Below are 19,228 nucleotides of genomic sequence, written 5' to 3'. Positions count from 1 at the left end.
CGTCGGTGCTCCGGCTGAGTGAGGACCCGCAGCTTACGGGCGCGCCCGGCGGGACGTCCATCCCGTCGGCAGCCCACGGTGCGGCCCCTAAAATCCGCCCCCTTCCTGCGGTCCGCGCAGTCACCGAGAACCGTCCGCCATGCCCCGCCAGCTTTTCGTCACGACCGCCCTGCCCTATGCCAACGGCAAGTTCCACATCGGCCACATCATGGAGTACATCCAGGCCGACATCTGGGTGCGGTTCCAGCGGCTGATGGGCCACCAGGTCCACTTCGTCGGTGCCGACGACGCGCACGGCGCGCCGATCATGATCGCCGCCGAGAAGGCCGGCAAGACGCCGCAGCAGTTCGTCGCCGACATCGCCGCCGGCCGCAAGGAATACCTCGACGGCTTCCGCATCGCCTTCGACAACTGGCATTCGACCGACGGCATCGAGAACCACGAGCTGGCGCAGTCGGTCTACCTCGGCCTGCGCAAGAACGAGCTGATCGAGGTCCGCCCGATCGAGCAGTTCTACGACCCCGAGAAGGGCATGTTCCTGCCCGACCGCTTCATCAAGGGCGAGTGCCCGAAGTGCGGCGCCAAGGACCAGTACGGCGACTCCTGCGAGTCCTGCGGCGCGGTCTACAGCCCGACCGAGCTGAAGAACCCGTACTCGGCGCTGTCGGGCGCGACGCCGGTGCTGCGCACCAGCGACCACTACTTCTTCAAGCTCAGCGATCCGCGCTGCGTCGAGTTCCTGCAGCAGTGGACGCAGGAGCCGGACAAGCTCCAGTCCGAGGTGATCAACAAGATCCGCGAGTGGTTCACCCAGGACGAGGACGGCAAGGGCGGCCTGGGCGACTGGGACATCAGCCGCGATGCGCCCTACTTCGGCATCGAGATCCCGGACGCGCCGGGCAAGTACTTCTACGTCTGGCTGGACGCGCCGATCGGCTACCTCGCCTCGCTCAAGAACTACTTCGACAAGGGCGGCCCGAAGGCAAGGTACGGCGAGACCCGCGGCTACGACGCGTTCATCGCCGATCCGGCGGTCGAGCAGTACCACTTCATCGGCAAGGACATCACCTACTTCCACACGCTGTTCTGGCCGGCGATGCTGCATTTCAGCGGCCGCAAGGTGCCCAACAACGTCTTCGTGCACGGCTTCATGACCGTCAACAACGGCGAGAAGATGAGCAAGAGCCGCGGCACCGGCCTGGACCCGCTGAAGTACCTGAGCCTGGGCATGGACCCGCACTGGCTGCGCTACTACATCGCCGCCAAGCTCAACGCCCGGGTCGAGGACATCGACTTCAACCCCGAGGACTTCGCCAGCCGCGTCAACTCGGACCTGGTCGGCAAGTACGTGAACATCGCCTCGCGCGCCGCCGGCTTCCTGGCCAAGCGCTTCGGCGGCCGGCTGTCGGGCGAACTGGGCGTCGAGGGCAACGTGCTGCTCGACGGCCTGCAGGCCCACAAGGACACCATCACCACGCTGTACGAGACGCGCGAGTTCGGCAAGGCGCTGCGCGAGGTCATGGCGCTGGCCGACCGCGTCAACGAATACGTCGACCGCAACAAGCCCTGGGAGCTGGCCAAGCAGGCCGGCCAGGATGCCGTGCTGCACGACGTCTGCAGCGTCTGCATCGAGGCCTTCCGGCTGCTGACCGTCTACCTCAAGCCGGTGCTGCCGGGCGTGGCCGCGCAGGTCGAGGCCTTCCTGCAGGTCGAGCCGCTGACCTTCGCCGACGCCGACCGGCGCCTGGGCGCGCAGGTCATCGGCGCCTACCAGCACCTGCTGCAGCGGGTCGACCCGAAGCTGCTGGACGCGCTGTTCGAGGCCCCGGCGCCCGAGAAGGTCGTGCCCGGCGGCGAGGACATCGCCGACGAGATCAAGATCGACGACTTCTCCAAGGTCGACCTGCGCATCGCGCGCATCGTCAAGGCCGAGACGGTCGACGGCTCCGACAAGCTGCTGCGCCTGACGCTGGACGTCGGCGAGGGTCGCACCCGCAACGTCTTCAGCGGCATCCGCAGCGCCTACAAGCCCGAGGACCTGGAAGGCAAGCTGACCGTGATGGTCGCCAACCTCGCGCCGCGCAAGATGAAGTTCGGCATCAGCGAGGGCATGGTGCTGGCCGCCAGCCATGCCGACGAGAAGGCCGCCCCCGGCCTGTTCGTGCTCGAACCCCACGGCGGCGCGGTGCCCGGCATGCGCGTGCGCTGACGCGCGAGGCCGATGCCCGGTGCCTACCTGCGCGGCCTGACCGGCCGCCACCGCACACGCGCCGCCAACCGCCGGCTCGGCGCGCTGCTGGCCTTCAACGCCGGTGCGATCAACGCCGGTGGCTTCCTGGCCGTGCAGCGCTACACCTCGCACATGACCGGCGTGGTCTCGGCCCTGGCCGACGACCTGGTGCTGGGCGCCTGGGTCGCGGCCGGCGCGGGCCTGCTGGCCTTGCTGGCCTTCGTCGCCGGGGCGATGACCACGGCGGTGCTGACGAACTGGGCCCGCCGTCGCGCCATGCACAGCGAGTACGCGCTCGCGCTGCTGCTGGAAGCGCTGCTGCTGCTGGTCTTCGGCCTGCTCGGCGGCACGCTGGAGCACTGGTCGGCCAGCCTCGGCGCGCAGGCGCTGCTGCCGGCCACCGTGCTGCTGCTGTGCTTCATCATGGGCCTGCAGAACGCGGTGGTGACCAAGATCTCGAACGCCGAGATCCGCACCACCCACCTGACGGGCGTGATCACCGACATCGGCATCGAGCTGGGCCGGGCGGTCTACTGGAACGCCCCGGCCGGACCGGGCGAACCGACGCTGCCGCCGGTGCAGGCCAACCGCGAGCGCCTGGCCGTGCTGGTGCTGATCGCCGGCCTGTTCTTCGCCGGCGGCCTGGTCGGCGCGCTGGCCTTCAAGCACTCCGGCTTCATCGCCACCGTGCCGCTGGCCCTGGCGCTGGTGCTGCTGGCGGCCCTGCCGGTGCTGGACGATCTGCGCGGCCGCGCCCATCCGACCCCCTGACGACCCGGTCCCGCGCCCTAAAATCGCGGGATTCCACCAACGACCGACGGCCTCAGCGCCGGGACCGACATGCCGCTCTTCTGGAAACACTACAAGTCCGAGACGACCCAGTTCATCGAGTCGCTCAAGCAGCAGGACCCGAAGCTCGAATCGCGCCAGCGCGAAGGCCGCGGCCTGCTGTGGGACCGCCCGATCGACCACGTGGCCGAGACCGACTTCAAGGACGCCCGCGTGCCCCAGCAGCCCTACGTCTACCAGACCAAGGCTTGAGCCCGGTCGACGAGAACGGCGCGGCGGCCCTGGCCGCCGAGGCGCAGGCGCTCGGTGACGCGCCCCAGCCGGACGAGGTCGCCACCGACGTGGTCGACCACGTCGCGGTCGCGCGGCTCTACGGCGAGCCACTGTTCTCGATGCCGCAGGACCTCTACATCCCGCCGGATGCGCTGGAGGTCTTCCTGGAGACCTTCCAGGGACCGCTGGACCTGCTGCTCTACCTGATCCGCAAGCAGAACTTCAACATCCTCGACATCCCGATGGCGGATGTCACGCGCCAGTACCTCGACTACGTCGACCAGATCCGCGAGCACAACCTCGAACTCGCCGCCGAGTACCTGCTGATGGCGGCGATGCTCATCGAGATCAAGTCGCGCATGCTGCTGCCGCCCCGGAAGGTCGAAGGCGCCGACGAGGTCCAGGACCCGCGCGCCGAGCTGGTCCGCCGGCTGCTGGAGTACGAGCGCATCAAGCTCGGCGCCGCCCGCCTCGACGGCCTGCCGGTGCTGGGCCGCGACTTCCTGCGCGCGCAGGTCACGATCGAGCAGTCCGACGAGCCGCGCTGGCCCGAGGTCGGCCTGGCCGAGCTGCGCGACGCCTGGGCCGACGTCCTCAAGCGCGCCCGCCTGACGGAGCACCACCGCATCAGCCGCGAGCAGCTGTCGGTGCGCGAACACATGAGCATCCTGCTGCGCAAGCTGCAGGGACAGCGCTTCGTCGAGTTCCAGGACCTGTTCGAGACCGGCCACGGCACCCAGGTCGTGGTCGTGACCTTCATCGCGATGCTCGAACTCGCCCGCGAGCGCCTGCTCGAGATCACCCAGGCCGAAGCCTTCGCGCCGGTCTACGTCCGGCTGGCCTACCAGGCCAGCGCCCTCGAAGAGCCCGTGCTCGACGACGAGGACGACGCGCTGCTGGTCGGCTGAGTCCCGCCCCGGCCTGCCGCGTCGCCGCTGTCGCCTGCACGTCCCGTCACCCCACGTCCCCCCCCGAACCGCCATGTTCCAGCCCGGCATCCTCGAACCCGTCCCGGCCCACGGCCGCTACCTCGGATGTGCGCTGCGGCCCGACGCCGACCTGGGCCGCCTGCGCCACCTGCTGCGCGCGCTGGCCGCCGAGGTCGACGGCCGCAGCGCCGTGCTGGGCCTGGGCGCCGGGCTGGTGACGCGGCTGGCCAGCGCCGATGCGGTGCCCGGCCTGCGCGATTTCCGCGCCCCGGTCGATGCCCGCGTCGACCTGCCGGCCACGCCCTTCGACCTGTGGCTGTGGCTGCGCGGCGACGACCCGGCTGCGCTGCTGTGGCAGGCCGAGGCGCTGGTCGAGCGCCTGACGCCGGCCTTCTCGATCACCGAGAACCTGCCCGCCTTCCGCCATGCCGAAGGCCGTGACCTGACCGGCTACGAGGACGGCACCGAGAACCCGGTCGGCGACGCCGCCCTGGCCACGGCCTTCATCGACGGCCAGGGCGCCGGCCTGGACGGCGGCAGCCTGCTGGCCGTGCAGCGCTGGCAGCACGACCTGGCGGCCTTCCGGGCCCTGGCGCCGGCGCAGCGTGACCTCGCCATCGGCCGCCGCCTGGCCGACAACGAGGAGATCGAGGACGCGCCCGAGACCGCCCACGTCAAGCGCACCGCCCAGGAAGACTTCGCGCCCGAGGCCTTCGTGCTGCGCCGCTCGATGCCGTGGCTGTCCGAAGGGCGCGGCGGCCTCTACTTCAGCGCCTTCGCCCAGCGCCTCGATGCCTTCGAGGCCCAGCTTGCGCGCATGGCCGGCGCCGAGGACGGTCAGGTCGACGCGCTGTTCGGATTCAGCCGCCCGCTGTCCGGCGCCACACTGTGGTGTCCGCCGATGCACGACGGCCGCATCGACCTGCGCGCCCTCAGGATCATCGATTGAGCCTCACCCCAAAGGCCCGATGGAATGGACCTTTTTCCCATCCAACGAGCTTGAGGCAAGGTCAACCGCGGCCGATCAAGTGCCGTGTCTTTTTGTGAAAAAACCGGCAATCCCTCCGAAGGTTGAGACGTGCCGGTTATTGCCGGGCAGTTAATCTGTGCTTCAGGCTTGAAGCCCACCGATGACCGCCCGCCGACCCTCTCCCCCTTCCGCCGAACCCACCGCCGCAGCCACTGCCGCACCCGCCGCCACCAGCCTCCGGCAAGCCTGGCCGGCACGGCTGTGGCGGATCGCCCGGCGGCCCTGGGTAATCGCCATCACGACGATGGTGCTGACCGAGCTGGCGATCGAGCCGCTGCTGTTCGTCTTCGACGACTGGGGCCTGTCCCTGTCACCCACGCCGGCCCGGGCCTGGGTCCCGGCCATCATGCTGACGCTGGGCATCGCGCTGGCGGTGCTGCTGACCCGCAACCGTGAATTGCGGCTGGCCCGTCGGGCCCTGCGGCAGGAACGCAACCGTGCCGCGGCGACGCTGCAGGCCATCACCGACGGCGTGATGACGGTCGATGCGGCCGACCGGCTGCGCTACCTCAACCCAAGTGCCGAACGGCTGTGCAACCTGGCCGCGCCGCAGCTGCTGGGCCTGTCCGTGGTGCAGGCCCTGCCCTGGCCGGCGGCCGACGCGCAAGCGCTGGCCGAGGCACTGGCGCGCTGCCGCCGCTCGCGCCGGGTGGTCGAGGTCGGCCATACGCTGCAGCTCTCAACCGACGCTGGCGAGCGTCGCGTGCAGGTGGTTGCCAGTCCGGTCTTCGAGCAGACGCCGGCCAAGGATGCGGTCACCCGCCCGGCCAGCCTGTTGCCGGCCGAGCGACAGCACGGTCGCCCGGTCGACAGCCGCCTGCCGACCGACCAGGGCGGGCGGGTCATCGCCGTGGTGCTGGCCTTGTCGGACATGACCGAACAGATCGCCAACGCCGAGCGCCTGCAGCGCGACGCGACCCACGACGCCCTGACCGGCCTGCCCAACCGCGCGCTGCTGAGCGACCGGCTGCAGCAGGCGGTGCTGGCCGCGCAGGCCGGGCATCGCCACGTCGCCGTGCTCTTCATCGACCTCGACCGCTTCAAGCGCATCAACGACAGCCTGGGCCACCGCCAGGGCGACGCGGTGCTGCGCACCGTGGCGCAGCGCCTGCAGCGCTGCCTGCGTGCCCACGACACGCTGGCGCGCTGGGGTGGCGACGAGTTCGTCGTGCTGCTGGAGGACGCCCACGACCGCGAGGTGGTGGCCGCGCGGGCCGCGCAGATGATCGACGCGGTGATCCGCGAGATCCGCATCGAGGCGGAGGACGCCGCCGCGATCGAGGTCGCCTGCGGCTGCAGCGTCGGCATCGCGATGGCCCCGCACGATGGCTGCGCCGCCGACGCCCTGCTGGCCATGGCCGACACCGCCATGTACCGCGGCAAGGCCCGTGGCGGCCGGCGCTTCGAGTTCTATGCCAGCGAGATGCCGGCCTGGACGCGCGAATGGCTGGCCCTGGAAACCCGCCTGCGCCACGCCCTGGACCAGAACAGCTTCGTGCTGCACTACCAGCCGCAGGTCGACCTGCGCAGCGGCCAGGTGGTCGGCCTGGAGGCGCTGCTGCGCTGGCGCCAGCCGGACGGCACGCTCTGGCGTCCGGCGCGCTTCCTGCCCGTCACCGAGGAGACCTCGCTGATCCTGCACATCGGCGAATGGGTCGTGCGCGAGGCCATCGGCCAGCTCGCCCGCTGGCGCTCGCAGGGCCTGCCGCTGGTGCCGGTGTCGGTCAACGTGTCGACCCGGCAATGCCTGGACCGCCGCCTGGTCAGCGTGGTGGGGCAGGCGCTGGCCGAACACCACGTCGCGCCGGGCCTGCTCAAGATCGAGGTCACCGAGTCGACCGCGATGGCCGACCTGGGCCAGCTGCGCAGCCTCCTGGCCGAGCTGCGCGAGATGGGCGTGCAGGTCTCGATGGACGATTTCGGCACCGGCTTCTCGTCGCTGTCGCACCTGAAGAACTTCCGCGTCGACCAGATCAAGATCGACCCGAGCTTCGTGCGCGACATCAGCCGCGACCCGAACGGCGCGGCCATCGTGCGCGCCACGATCGCGCTGGCTCACGGGCTGGGCCTGCCGGTGGTGGCCGAGGGCGTCGAGTCCGAGGAGCAGCGCCAGTTCCTGGCCGAGCACGACTGCGACATCGCCCAGGGCTACCTGTACGCACAGGCGCAGGACAGCACGACCATCGCGGCGCTGCTGCGCGAGCGCGTCGCCGGCGGCCTGCCGATGTCGCGCGCCCGCAGCCTGCCCGCCCCGACCGAACCGGCGCCGCTGGGCCTGCTGCCGGCCTGAGCGCCGGTCCGGGCGGGGGTCTGGGCGGGCGTCTCGGCAGGGACAGACCGCCCCCTACACTGCCGCGCTCCAACGAGGGGCACCGATGAACGCTCAACTGCTGCTGCTGGCGATCTGCCAGGGGCTGTTCCTGTCGACCAACGTCACGCTGGTCGCGGTCAATGGCCTGCTCGGCCTGCACCTGGCCCCGTCCGCCTTCCTGGCCACGCTGCCGATCGCCGCCTACGTTGCCGGCGGCGCGCTGGCCACGCCGCTGGTCGCGCGGCACCAGCGCGCCTGGGGCCGCCAGCGCACCTTCCAGCTCGGCCTGCTGGTGGGCATGGGCGCGGCCGCCCTGGCGGCCTGGGCGGCCTGGATCGGCAGCTTCTGGCTGCTCTCCACCGCCACGCTGATCAACGGCTACTTCAACGCCAATGCCTCGCTCTACCGCTTCGCGGCGGCCGAGCTGGTCGAGCCGTCCTACAAGGAAAAGGCGATTTCCTGGGTGCTGGCCGCCGGCATCATCGGCGCGGTGGTCGGCCCGAACCTGGCCAGCGCCACCCGCGAGGCGCTGGTCGTGCCCTTCGTCGGCCCCTACCTGGCGCTGATGGTGCTGGCCGCCGCCGGCATCGTGGTGATGCAGTTCATCCGCTTCCCGGTGATGGCCGCGCCGCTGGCCGCCGACGGCAGCGCCGCGCGCGGCCGTCCGCTGCGCGAGATCATCCGCCAGCCGAAGTTCATCGTGGCCATCGCGGCCTGCTCGATGGGCTACGGCGTCATGAACCTGCTGATGTCGGCCACACCGATCGCGATGTCACAGTGCGGCCACCCCTTCGCGTCGGCCGCGCTGGTGCTGGAGTGGCATGTGCTGGGCATGTTCGTGCCGAGCTTCTTCACCGGCAACCTGATCAAGCGCTTCGGCACCGTCAGGATCCTCAGCGCCGGGCTGGTGCTCAACATCGCCTGCGTGGCGGTGGCGCTGTCGGGCGTCGACCTGATGCACTTCCTGGTCGCGCTGTTCGTGCTGGGCCTGGGCTGGAACTTCCTCTACATCGGCGGCACCGCGCTGGCCACCGAGTGCTACCGGCCCGAGGAGCGCACCACCGCGCAGGCCGGGCTGGACTTCTGCGTCTACGTCGTGATGACGCTGACCGCCTTCGGCTCGGGCGCGCTGGTCGTCCAGGGCGGCTGGCAGGCGATGAACGCGGCCACGCTGGTGCCCCTGCTGTTGCTGGGCGCGGCCATCGTCTGGCTGGCCCGCATCGGGTCCCAGCGCCTGACCCTGGACAAGGGCTGAACGATTGACACCCGTCAAGCGTCAGCCATACACGGTTGGGTAAGGATGGTTCAAGAATCGATGGCAATCTGAAAGTTTCACGTCAGCCTCGAATACACAATTTGTATCTGTTCGCCATCCCCTGTTTCAGGGGCGCGTCTACAGATTCGAGGGATTCCCGATGAACTTTCTGGATGGTCTGGCCCACATCGCGGCGCGCCTGTACCTGCTGGACCCCCTGGACGTTCAAGCAAGCGACGATGACGAGCCGGCGTACCGGCGAGCCGGTCGCCCGAGCGAGATGCGCTGCGCCGACGGCATGGACTTCGGCACCGCGATGCGGGCCCACACCGCGCTGACACGCCGCCTGGAAGCCGCCCTCACCGGCCAGGACGACCCCAGGCTGGACATCGAGCGCATCCGCCGCTGCGACACCGGCCGGCTCGGCCGCTGGCTGCACGGCGACGGCTACATGCTCTACGGCAGGCTGCCGACCTACCGCCGCCTGATCGTCAGCCACCGCAACCTCCACCTCGCCGCCGGCGACGTGCTGGAACTGCAGCGTGAAGGCCAGCTGCGCCAGGCCCGCGCGATGCTGCACGTGGGCCTCTATGCCCGCTACGCCGAGCAGGTCCGCGCCCAGCTGTCGCAGTTCTTCCTGGACCGCGGCGGGCGCGTCAGCGTCAGCAGCTTCGGCTGCCTGGATGAGCTCGATGCGGCCCATCCGGCCCTGCACGCGCCGCGGTATCCGGGCGCGCACCTGATGGCCTGAGGCGGCCCACACCGCCGACTGGACCGCCGGCTGGACCGGGCTGGCACGAACGGGGCCACCGTACCCCACCGGACGCAAGCAAGGTCACCAAAGGAAACGCCGGCCCAGGGCCGGCGTTCTTCATGGGCGCAAGCAGTTCAGGGCCGGCCGATGCAGCGGTAGTCCAGCCCGAAGGTGCGGATCAGCGCCGGGTCGTACATGTTGCGGCCGTCGATCACCAGCTTGTCCTTGAGCGCGTCGCGGATGGCGTCGAAGTCCGGCGTGCGGAACTCGCGCCACTCGGTGACGATCACCAGCGCGTCGGCGCCTTCCAGCGCGGCCATGGCGCCGGTGGCGTAGTTCAGCGCCTCGCTGGCCGGCATCACGCGGCTGGCCTCGGGGATGGCCACCGGGTCATAGGCCTGGATGCGCGCACCGCGCATGGCCAGCTCCTCGATGATCACGCGGCTCGGGGCCTCGCGCATGTCGTCGGTGTTGGGCTTGAAGGCCAGGCCCCACAGCGCGAAGGTGCGCCCGCTCAGGTCGTCGCCGTAGCGGTCGACGACCTTGCGCACCAGCACCTGCTTCTGCTCGTCGTTGACGGCCTCGACGGCGGTCAGCATCTTGCTGGGCATGCCGGCGTCGGCAGCGGTACGGGCCAGCGCCTTGACGTCCTTCGGGAAGCAGCTGCCGCCGTAGCCGGCACCGGCGTACAGGAAGTGCGTGCCGATGCGCGGGTCCGAACCGATGCCCTGGCGCACCAGCTCGATGTCGGCGCCGACCTTCTCGGCCAGGCGCGACAGCTCGTTCATGAAGCTGATGCGGGTGGCCAGCATCGCGTTGGCGGCGTACTTGGTGAACTCGGCGCTCTTGACGTCCATCACCATCATCCGCTCGCGGTTGCGGATGAAGGGCGCGTAGAGCGCGCGCATCAGCAGGATCGCGCGCTCGTCCTCGGCACCGACGACGACGCGGTCGGGGCTCATGAAGTCCTTGACCGCCGCGCCTTCCTTGAGGAACTCGGGGTTGGAGCAGACCGCGAAGTCGAGCTTGACGCCGCGCTTGGCCAGCTCATCCTCGACCGCCGCCTTGACCTTGTCACCGGTGCCCACCGGCACGGTGCTCTTGTCGACGATGACCTTGAAGTCGGTCATCGTGCGGCCGATGCTGCGGGCCGCGGCCAGCACGTACTTCAGGTCGGCCGAGCCGTCCTCGTCGGGCGGCGTGCCCACGGCGATGAACTGGATGGTGCCGTGCGAGACGGCGCGCTCCACGTCGGTCGTGAACTCCAGCCGGCCGGCGGCGACGTTGCGTCGCACCACCTCTTCCAGTCCCGGCTCGTGGATGGGAATGCCGCCATCGAGCAGCGTCTGGATCTTGCTGGCGTCCAGGTCCAGGCACAGCACGTGGTTGCCCATTTCAGACAGGCAGGCGCCCGTGACCAGGCCCACATAACCGGTGCCGACGACAGTGACTTTCATGCGCGGGATTCCCTCATCAAGTTCAAGTGGCGCCAGCCTGCCCGAGGCAGTCCGGCGCGAACAGGCGAGGTTCTATCAGAACAGCCCCCGCGTGAGCCCTGATTCCGGCTGCATGCCGATGCGAAGAGCGGCTGGTGAGCAATCATGCCGTGGCATCCGTGGCAAATCGATGAAGCCGTGCACGGCCGCGACGTCCGACCCGGTTCCCAAACCCGCAAAGCCGCGCTGCAATGCGACGCTGGCCCAGGCCCGGGCCGCAGCACCGGAGACACCGATGGACGCCCCCTATTTCCCGATCATCTACGTGCGCGGCTACGCCATGAACGCCGGCGAGCGCGACGAGACCGCCGCCGACCCCTTCTGCGGCTTCAACCTCGGCTCGACCACCTACCGCGCCACGCCGGACCGGCACACGCCGCCGAAGAAGTTCATCTTCGAGTCGCCGGTGCTGCGGCTGGGCTCGGACCACGGCTACCGCGACATCTACGAGAACGGCCTGGACATCCTCGACCCCGACTGGGCCCCGCCGGTCGCGCATGACGGCACGCAGGAGCCCGGCATCGGCGCACGCTCGATCGTGGTCTACCGCTACTACGACGAAGGCTCGCGGCTGTTCGGCGACGGCCAGGCCGACACCATCGAGCAGTACGCGCGTGGCCTGTCCGACCTGATCGGCCGGGTCCGCGACCTGGTCTGCGCCCGGCCGGCCAACGCGGTCGCCCCGGCGGACTTCCGCTGCTACCTGGTCGCGCACTCGATGGGCGGCCTGGTGGTGCGGGCCTTCCTGCAGAACCCCGACCTCGGCGACAAGCCCCTGCGCAAGTCGGTCGACAAGGTCTTCACCTACGGCACGCCGCACAACGGCATCGACATGCTCGGCCTGAACGTGCCGAAGTGGATGGGCGCCAACGACATCAACAACTTCAACCGCGAACGCATGGCCGGCTACCTCGGCATCGCGGGCAGCCCCGTGTACACGCGCAGCCAGCGCGTCGACCTGCTGCCGCCGTCGACCTTCCCGGCCAGCCGCTTCTTCTGCATGGTGGGCACCAACCGGGGCGACTACGAGGTCGCGATGGGCCTGTCCCGCACCTTCTCCGGCCACGGCAGCGACGGCCTGGTGCGCATCGAGAACGCCACCGTCTGGGGCGCCAACGCCAAGGGCGACGCGGTCGAGCCGGCCGCCTGCGCCTATGCCTACCGCTCGCACTCGGGCACCTACGGCATCGTCAACAGCGAGGAGGGCTACCAGAACCTCACGCGCTTCCTGTTCGGCGACGTGCGCGTGGACATCTGGCTGGACATCGACGGCGTCACCCTGCCCGAGCCGCTGCAGGGCAAGTCCGACATCCGGGCGCTCTACCAGATCGAGTTCCTGGCCAGTCCGCGCGGCAAGCGCTGGTACCTCACGCGCCGCCTGGCCGAGGAGGACTCGCCAGCCTGCCGCACCCACCAGGAGCTGACCGACCCGGCCGCCAAGGACCGCCGCAGCATCTACCTGTCGACCGTCTTCCTGTCCAACAGCGCCCGCGTCAACCGCGAGCGGCCGTCGCTGGCCTACGCGATGACGCTCAACGTGCGCACGCCCGACTACCAGCAGGTCAAGTCCTTCTGGCCCGACCAGCACTACGAGGGCAACTTCCTGTTCCGCGACACCGCCGTGATCGAGCTGGTGCCGCCCAAGGTGGCCGGCGAGGCCTGGCAGTTCACCGCCACCTGGCAAGGCCAGCCCGTGGCCAGCGCCCGCGCCGACCTCAGCTTCAAGCAGCTCAAGCAAGGCAAGGTGCAGGTGCTGGTGCCGTTCGAGAACGCCAAGTCTCCCGGCATCAAGGGCAAGGTCAGGCTGATCGTGAGCGGGTGGAACGAGGGCTGAGGACGACAGGCCATCCCCGATTCGCGGGGGACCCCACCTGTTCGGGGATGGGCGGGGCGCCAGGCTTTCCTTAATCTGTTGTTAAGAAGTCCGTCGATGGTCATCCGACCGCAGGACGGCAGCGACACACCACACACCGAAAGGGAAGCATGACGTCCATTCATCACACCGTTCGCGCCGCAGCGCTGGCTGCAGCGACCCTGTTCATCGGCTTTGGCGCGCAGGCGCAGGCCAGCGAGAACTTCAACGGCCTGTCCGCAGCGGTGCCGACGCCCGGAGGTCTGAATCCGACCACGAACGCCTATGGCGGCACGAACGTCCTGTCCTCGTTCTCGACCAGCCTGATCAGCGGATCCTGGTTCGAGGACACCGCCGTCACGGTGGGAGGCCCCGAGGCCGACAACTTCCTCGTGCTGGGCCGCAACGACTCGTTCACGCTGAACTTCAGCCTGACCGCGCCGCTGTCGAACGTGCTGTTCCAGTTCGCCTACAACAACACCCTTGGCAACTCCACTGCCAACAACGGCGTCATCAATACCGGCTTCAACACCTGGACCATGGACACGCTGAGCGGCTCGCTGGACAACGCCGCCGTCTCCGGCAGCGGTCTTGGCAACCCCAGCTCGGCCAGCGGCCCCTTTTTCGCCACGCTGAACTTCAACGGCCTGGCCAGCGGCAACCACACCTTCACCTGGAACCGCTCGGGCCTGGCCAACAGCGGCACCCTGCGCATTGACGACTTCAGCGCCACGGTCACCGCCGTGCCCGAGCCCGAGACCTACGCCATGATGCTCGCCGGCCTCGGTGCCATCGGCTTCCTGTCGCGCCGTCGCAAGGCCGCGCAGGTCTGATCGACCCTCGATCCCGCCACACCACAGAGCGTCCTTCGGGACGCTCTTTTCGTTGGTGGCGTCGCGGTCCCACGCCAAATCGGCAAAGCCGGAACTTGAGCCCTCGACACACCCCCGATTCACGGGTTTCGTCGGCTCAGACCCACGGAACCCCCGTGTTCATGGGCCTTCCCGGCGATCGGACCGCCAGGCCCTGCCCCTACGATGACCACAGGAACGTTAAGACTGCGAGCGCAGTTCTTCACGCACCCCACCGGTCGGGACCCCAGGTCTCCGGCCATCACCTCGGCCAGGGAAAGGAAGACCTCATGTTCAAGAAACTCATCGTTGCCGCCGCCATCGCGGTGGGCAGCCTCGGTGCCCACGCGGCACCCGTCGACACCACCGTGAACGCGGAAGTCGACGGCAACGCCAACGTCAACCTGCTGATCGGCAGCTTCAGCGCCCTCGCGGCCCTGAACGACGTCGTCATCAACTTCTCGCTGTTCACGATGCCGTCGTTCGGCTTCATCACCGGCAACACGATCAGCCCGACGCTCCAGGTCTCGCTGTCCCCGACCGGCGGCAGCCAGGCGCTGGGCACCGGCACACCCGGCGGCGCCTACGCGATGCTCGGCCTGATCAACGGCAACCTGACCAACTTCAGCTCCACGTTCAGCGGCGTGGCCGGCGGCAACTACGCGGTCCGCCTGGTCGACTCGGCCAACCCGGCCAACAACCTCGTGGCGGCCACCAACTTCTCGGCCAACGTCACCGCGGTGCCGGAACCCGAGACCTACGCCATGTTGCTGGCCGGCCTCGGTGCCATCGGCTTCATGTCGCGCCGTCGCAAGGCTGGCGCGGTCTGACAGGGCGGATCGCCGGTCCGCCACGCGCGGACCGGCCCAACCTGAAGCCTCGCCCCCAACCTGCCAGACGTCGTCGCGACCGCCGATGAGGGAACTGGCCACCGGGATCGGACGGACACCGATCGACACACGCAAAGGATCCGTATGAACACCCTGCACCACACGCTGCGCACCGCAGCCCTCGCCGCGACGCTGGCCCTCGCCGGCCACGCCCAGGCCGCTGGCACCACCACCGTGCTCGGCACCTTCGACACCGACCTGTCCGGCTGGACCTCGGTCGGCGTCGACTGGACCACCTTCGGCGCGCACTTCAACAGCAGCGCCGACCGCCTGACCCGCTCCTTCGCGGTGCTGGCCGGCTACACGTACACGCTGGCCTTCGACTACGCCGCCAGCGGCAGCACGGGCAACGGCCTGCGCCTGGACTTCAACGGACTCGGCTTCAGCACGCCGACGGCCCTGACCTTCGTCCCGTCGAACGGTGCGCCCACTTCCGGCAGCTACAGCTTCGTGGCCGCGAACGACGCCAACACGGTGATCCGCTTCCTCGGCACGCAGAAGAACACCTACCTCGACAACGTGACGATCACGGCCGCCGCGCCGGTCCCGGAACCCGAGACCTACGCCATGATGCTGGCCGGCCTCGGTGCCATCGGCTACCTGTCGCGCCGTCGCAAGGCCGCACAAGCCTGACGTTCTCGACCTGCAGGACCAGCGCCCTTCGGGGCGCTTTTTTTTGCCTGCCGAACGGTGCCTCACGCGACATCCAGGCGGGAGAAGCCCGTGCCCATCGGCCCTTTTCGCGGTTTGCCGGTTCCGGTCGACCTCTAAGCTGACAGGCAGCCAGCAGTTGCGCGATGCGACCGGAGACGGTCCCGGCAGCTGCCCTGCCAACCGTCACGGAGGACACCGCATGGACCGCATCACGAACGCGAAGTCGAAAGCCCACAGGAACGCGAACACGACAGCGAACACGAGAGCGAATGCCACCTGCCGGATCACCGGCATGCTGCTGATCGCCCTGACCCTGGTCAGCACCGGCGCCACCGCCCAGTCCAGTACGACGGGTCCGACCGCCTGGGGCCCCGAGCTGGTCAGCAACGGCAGCTTCGCGGACGGTCTCGCCGGCTGGGCCCAGTTCGGCGTCGTGCTGAGCGGCGGCCAGGCCGTGTTCGACAGCCGGCAGGACGTGCTGGCGCAGACCTTCGCGGTCATCGCCAACCAGGCCTACCAGCTGAGCTTCGACTACCGCGCCAGCGGCCGCAACGGCAGCGGCCTGCAGCTGGACTTTGCCGGCCGCGGCTACGCGCAGACCCCCAACCTCAACCTCGCGGCCACGTCCGGCCAGACCCGCACCTACGTCCACGACTTCGTCGCGCAGCGCAACGGCATCACGACGCTGACCTTCACCGGCCGCAACAACCGCGAGTCCGCCATCGACCACGTCAGCCTGCGCAGCGTCAGCCCGGTGCCAGAGCCTGCCCCGGTCTCGATGCTGCTGGCCGGCCTCGGCGCCATCGGCTTCCTGAGCCAGCGCCGCCGCCCGGCCCATGCCGGCATCGATGGCGCGTGACAGGCCGCACGCAAGCCGCTTCCACGTCGATCCTTCCTGTGGCCTTTCGGGCCCACGCGCATGCGCCCGACCGGGTCGCGCCGCATGATCCTGGCTTGCACGTTTCGCGCAGATTCCGCAGTTCCTGCAGATCGGCCGCCGACGTGCCGGAGACACGGACATGCGCAGCGATCCCAGGACCCCGGCGGGCGACGCCTGTGACATCGAGACGGTGCTCGCCGCCGAACGCCAGTGGCTGGGCCTGGCGCCCGGCGCGGACGGCCGGGCCGAACCCCTGTCGGCCCTGTGCCTGTCCGGTGGCGGCATCCGCAGCGCCACCTTCAGCCTGGGCGTGCTGCAGGGCCTCGCGCGGCGCGGCGAACTGGGCCGCTTCCACTACCTCTCGACCGTCTCCGGCGGCGGCTACATCGGCAGCTGGCTGAGCAGCTGGATCCGGCACCGCTCGCTGGCCGACGTCAACGCCGCGCTGGCCGGCGCCGAACCCGGCAGCCGGGCCGAGCCCGAGCCGCTGCACCGCCTGCGTGCCTACGCCAACTACCTCAGTCCGGTGCGCGGACTGTCGACCGACTCGCTCTCGCTGGCGGCGATCTTCCTGCGCAACATCACCCTGCACTGGCTGGTCGTCCTGCCGCTGATGGCCGCCGCGCTGCTGCTGCCCCGGCTGATGATGGCCATGGTCAACGGCTACGCGGTGCCCGCCTGGCTGCAGGCCGGCACGCCCTGGGCGGGCGTCGCGCTGCTGGTCATGGCCATTGCCTACATGGTCGCGGACCTGCCCGGCGAGACGCCGCCCAAGGCCCCGCCCAACCGCGCCAACGTCTACTGCCTGGGCGCGCTGCTGGTGGCGGCCGTGCTGCTGAGCTGGTCGGCGCGCTGGCAGGTCGTCTCGCCGGATGACGGCATGGCCCGGCTGATGCTCTACAGCGTGCTCGCGCATGCGCTGGGCGTCGTCGTCGGGCTGGCCTGGCGCCACCTGCGCGGCCTGGGCATGCGCCGGCGCGGCTGGGGCATCCTGCTGCTGGACCTCGGCTTCATGGTCGCCAGCGGCGTGGCGGGCGGCATGGTGCTCTACGGCGCGGTGATCCAGGGCGCCAAGCTCACGCCGGCTTGGTACGCCACGCTGTCGGTGCCCGCGCTGCTGATGGTCTTCTGGGTCGGCATGACCTGCCACGTCGGCCTGTCGGCACGCTGTTCCAGCGAGGACGACCGCGAGTGGTGGGCCCGCGCCGGCGCCTGGTGGCTGGGTGCGGGCATGGCCTGGCTGCTGGTCGCCCTCATCGTGCTGCACCTGCCGGGCTGGCTGCTGGCGACGCCGCCGATGCGGCTCGGCCTGGGCCCGCAGACGGCCGGCGTCGGCGCCGCGCTGATCGGCCTGGTGACCACGCTGGTGGGCTTCTGGAGCAAGAACGGCGCGGATGTCCGCAGCAAGGCCCAGACGCTGGCCGAGCTAACGGGCACCCGGCTGCTCGACCTGGGCGCGCTGGTGTCGACGCTGGCCCTGGTGCTGGGCCTGAGCTATGCGCTGTCGTGTTCGCTGCGCGTGGCCGACGCGGTCGTGCGGACCGGCCAGCTCGACGCCACGGTGGCCGGCGCGCGCGCCTGGCAGGACGAGGCAGCCCTGCAGGCCGCGCTGAAGCAGGCGAAGGCTGCGGCCGCCGCCTCTGCCGCTGCATCGGCTGCAGCCGACGTTCGCCCCGAGCCGGTCCCGATGTCGCTGCGTGCGGCCCTGACCTACGAGACCGTGCTGGACGAGTCCGACGTCGACCTGCTGCTCGGCGCGATGCTCGTGCTCGCGCTGTTCGGGCTGGCGATGTCGGCGGTGGTCGGCGTCAACACCTTCTCGCTGCACAACATGTATGGCAACCGGCTGCAACGGGCCTTCCTGGGCGCGACCCGCGAGCATCGACGGCCGCACGCGTTCACCGGCTTCGACCCGCGCGACAACATCCTGCTGGCCGAACTCGCCCATCCGCCAGAAGGCCCGCGGCCACCGGAAGAACGCCGGCTGCTGCCGGTCATCAACGTGGCGCTCAACCTGGTCAAGCCCTCGGGCGGACGGCTGGAGTGGCAGCAGCGCAAGGCCGCGTCCTTCACGATGACGCCGCTGCACTGCGGCAACGACCGGCTCGGCTATGCGCCGACCTGGCAGTACGGCGGCCGCATGGGCCTGACGCTGGGGCGTGCGATGACCATCTCCGGCGCGGCGGCATCGCCCAACATGGGCTATCACACGTCCCGGCTGGTGGCCTTCCTGATGACCTTCTTCAACGCCAGGCTCGGCTGCTGGCTGCCCAACCCGCGCACCGAGAAGCGTCGCCTGTGGAAGCGCCAGGAACCCCTCCTCGGCCTGCCCAACCTGCTGCGCGAGGCAGCCGGCGCGACCAGCGAGGACCGCGACTTCGTCTTCCTGTCCGACGGCGGCCACTTCGAGAACCTGGGCCTCTACGAGATGGTGCGCCGCCAGTGCGCCCGCATCGTCGTGGTCGACGCCGGCTGCGACCCGAACTACTGCTACGACGACCTGCACGACGCGATCCGCAAGGTCCGCATCGACTTCGGCGTCGAGATCGTCTTCGACCCGGACCACCCGCTGCCCCGTCCCGAAGCCGGCAAGACCCTGGACCCCAAGGCCCACGCGATCCGCCACGCGACGATCGACTACAGCCGCGTGCCCTGCCCGCCCGGCCAGTCGCCACCACCCAATGGCCAGCTCACCTACATCAAGCCGGTGCTGACCGGCCAGGAGCCGCTCGACGTCCTGCACTACGCCCGCGTCCACGACAAGCCCGGCAAGGCCTTCCCGCACCAGTCGACGGCGGACCAGTTCTTTGACGAGGGGCAGTTCGAGAGTTACCGGCGGTTGGGCGAGTGGGTGGTGATGGGGCCCGATGGCGATCCACTCGCAAATGCGCCTGCGGCCCCGTCCGGCACATCCGCTGCGACCGCGCCCCAGACCGCTCATGCCTGAACACGGCTTGATCAGGGCCTGACCACGGCCTGATCCATGCCTGAAAGCGCGCAGGCCCCGACCGGTGAGGGTCGGGGCCTGCGCAGG

Annotated in this window: 15 protein-coding genes; 14 read left to right on the top strand and 1 reads right to left on the bottom strand. The window is 69.9% G+C overall.

Annotation, left to right across the window (positions count from 1 at the left end; translation table 11 throughout):
• Positions 1–139: 139 nt before the first annotated feature.
• The 8 genes from metG (at position 140) to Q8X39_RS00385 (ending at position 9,568) form a co-directional block, all read left to right on the top strand.
• Positions 140–2,209 (top strand): methionine--tRNA ligase, encoded by a 2,070-nt coding sequence (gene metG, locus Q8X39_RS00420; RefSeq protein ID WP_305747656.1) that lies wholly within the window; start codon positions 140–142, stop codon positions 2,207–2,209.
• A gap of 12 nt (positions 2,210–2,221) precedes the next feature.
• Complete coding sequence (locus Q8X39_RS00415; RefSeq protein ID WP_305747655.1) at positions 2,222–3,001, top strand: YoaK family protein; 780 nt, start codon at positions 2,222–2,224, stop codon at positions 2,999–3,001.
• A gap of 69 nt (positions 3,002–3,070) precedes the next feature.
• Positions 3,071–3,271, top strand: coding sequence for a DUF3460 family protein (locus tag Q8X39_RS00410; RefSeq protein WP_305747654.1), 201 nt, complete (start codon positions 3,071–3,073; stop codon positions 3,269–3,271).
• Complete coding sequence (locus tag Q8X39_RS00405) at positions 3,268–4,200, top strand: segregation and condensation protein A (protein WP_407067942.1); 933 nt, start codon at positions 3,268–3,270, stop codon at positions 4,198–4,200. The genes Q8X39_RS00410 and Q8X39_RS00405 overlap by 4 nt, the downstream gene beginning before the upstream one ends.
• A gap of 73 nt (positions 4,201–4,273) precedes the next feature.
• Positions 4,274–5,170 carry a Dyp-type peroxidase gene (locus Q8X39_RS00400; RefSeq protein ID WP_305747653.1) on the top strand — a complete coding sequence of 299 codons (897 nt, stop codon included), beginning with the start codon at positions 4,274–4,276 and terminating at the stop codon, positions 5,168–5,170.
• 181 nt (positions 5,171–5,351) lie between these two features.
• Positions 5,352–7,541, top strand: coding sequence for a putative bifunctional diguanylate cyclase/phosphodiesterase (locus Q8X39_RS00395; RefSeq protein ID WP_305747652.1), 2,190 nt, complete (start codon positions 5,352–5,354; stop codon positions 7,539–7,541).
• Positions 7,542–7,626: 85 nt separating this feature from the next.
• Positions 7,627–8,817, top strand: a complete 1,191-nt coding sequence (locus Q8X39_RS00390) for an MFS transporter (protein ID WP_305747651.1) — start codon at positions 7,627–7,629, stop codon at positions 8,815–8,817.
• Positions 8,818–8,977: 160 nt separating this feature from the next.
• Complete coding sequence (locus Q8X39_RS00385; protein WP_305747650.1) at positions 8,978–9,568, top strand: CZB domain-containing protein; 591 nt, start codon at positions 8,978–8,980, stop codon at positions 9,566–9,568.
• 137 nt (positions 9,569–9,705) lie between these two features.
• Here Q8X39_RS00385 and Q8X39_RS00380 read toward each other — a convergent pair whose 3' ends face one another.
• Positions 9,706–11,028 carry a UDP-glucose dehydrogenase family protein gene (locus Q8X39_RS00380; RefSeq protein WP_305747649.1) on the bottom strand — a complete coding sequence of 441 codons (1,323 nt, stop codon included), beginning with the start codon at positions 11,026–11,028 and terminating at the stop codon, positions 9,706–9,708.
• A 274-nt stretch (positions 11,029–11,302) separates the two neighbouring features.
• On the opposite strand from Q8X39_RS00380, the gene Q8X39_RS00375 reads away from it, so the two are divergent.
• From Q8X39_RS00375 to Q8X39_RS00350, 6 genes are all read left to right on the top strand, one after another.
• Positions 11,303–12,901, top strand: a complete 1,599-nt coding sequence (locus Q8X39_RS00375) for an esterase/lipase family protein (protein ID WP_305747648.1) — start codon at positions 11,303–11,305, stop codon at positions 12,899–12,901.
• 149 nt (positions 12,902–13,050) lie between these two features.
• Complete coding sequence (locus Q8X39_RS00370) at positions 13,051–13,752, top strand: PEP-CTERM sorting domain-containing protein (protein ID WP_305747647.1); 702 nt, start codon at positions 13,051–13,053, stop codon at positions 13,750–13,752.
• A 308-nt stretch (positions 13,753–14,060) separates the two neighbouring features.
• Positions 14,061–14,600, top strand: coding sequence for a PEP-CTERM sorting domain-containing protein (locus Q8X39_RS00365; RefSeq protein ID WP_305747646.1), 540 nt, complete (start codon positions 14,061–14,063; stop codon positions 14,598–14,600).
• A 144-nt stretch (positions 14,601–14,744) separates the two neighbouring features.
• Entirely contained in the window at positions 14,745–15,293 is a 549-nt protein-coding gene (locus tag Q8X39_RS00360; protein WP_305747645.1) for a PEPxxWA-CTERM sorting domain-containing protein, read from the top strand.
• 313 nt (positions 15,294–15,606) lie between these two features.
• Complete coding sequence (locus tag Q8X39_RS00355; RefSeq protein WP_305747644.1) at positions 15,607–16,173, top strand: PEP-CTERM sorting domain-containing protein; 567 nt, start codon at positions 15,607–15,609, stop codon at positions 16,171–16,173.
• A gap of 160 nt (positions 16,174–16,333) precedes the next feature.
• On the top strand, positions 16,334–19,141 hold the full coding sequence (locus tag Q8X39_RS00350; RefSeq protein WP_305747643.1) for a patatin-like phospholipase family protein: 2,808 nt from the start codon (positions 16,334–16,336) through the stop codon (positions 19,139–19,141).
• Positions 19,142–19,228: the final 87 nt, after the last annotated feature.

This window comes from Leptothrix discophora, assembly GCF_030705305.1.
Taxonomy (GTDB): Bacteria; Pseudomonadota; Gammaproteobacteria; order Burkholderiales; family Burkholderiaceae_C; genus Sphaerotilus; species Sphaerotilus discophorus.
This window is presented reverse-complemented; position numbering and strand designations above follow the sequence as displayed.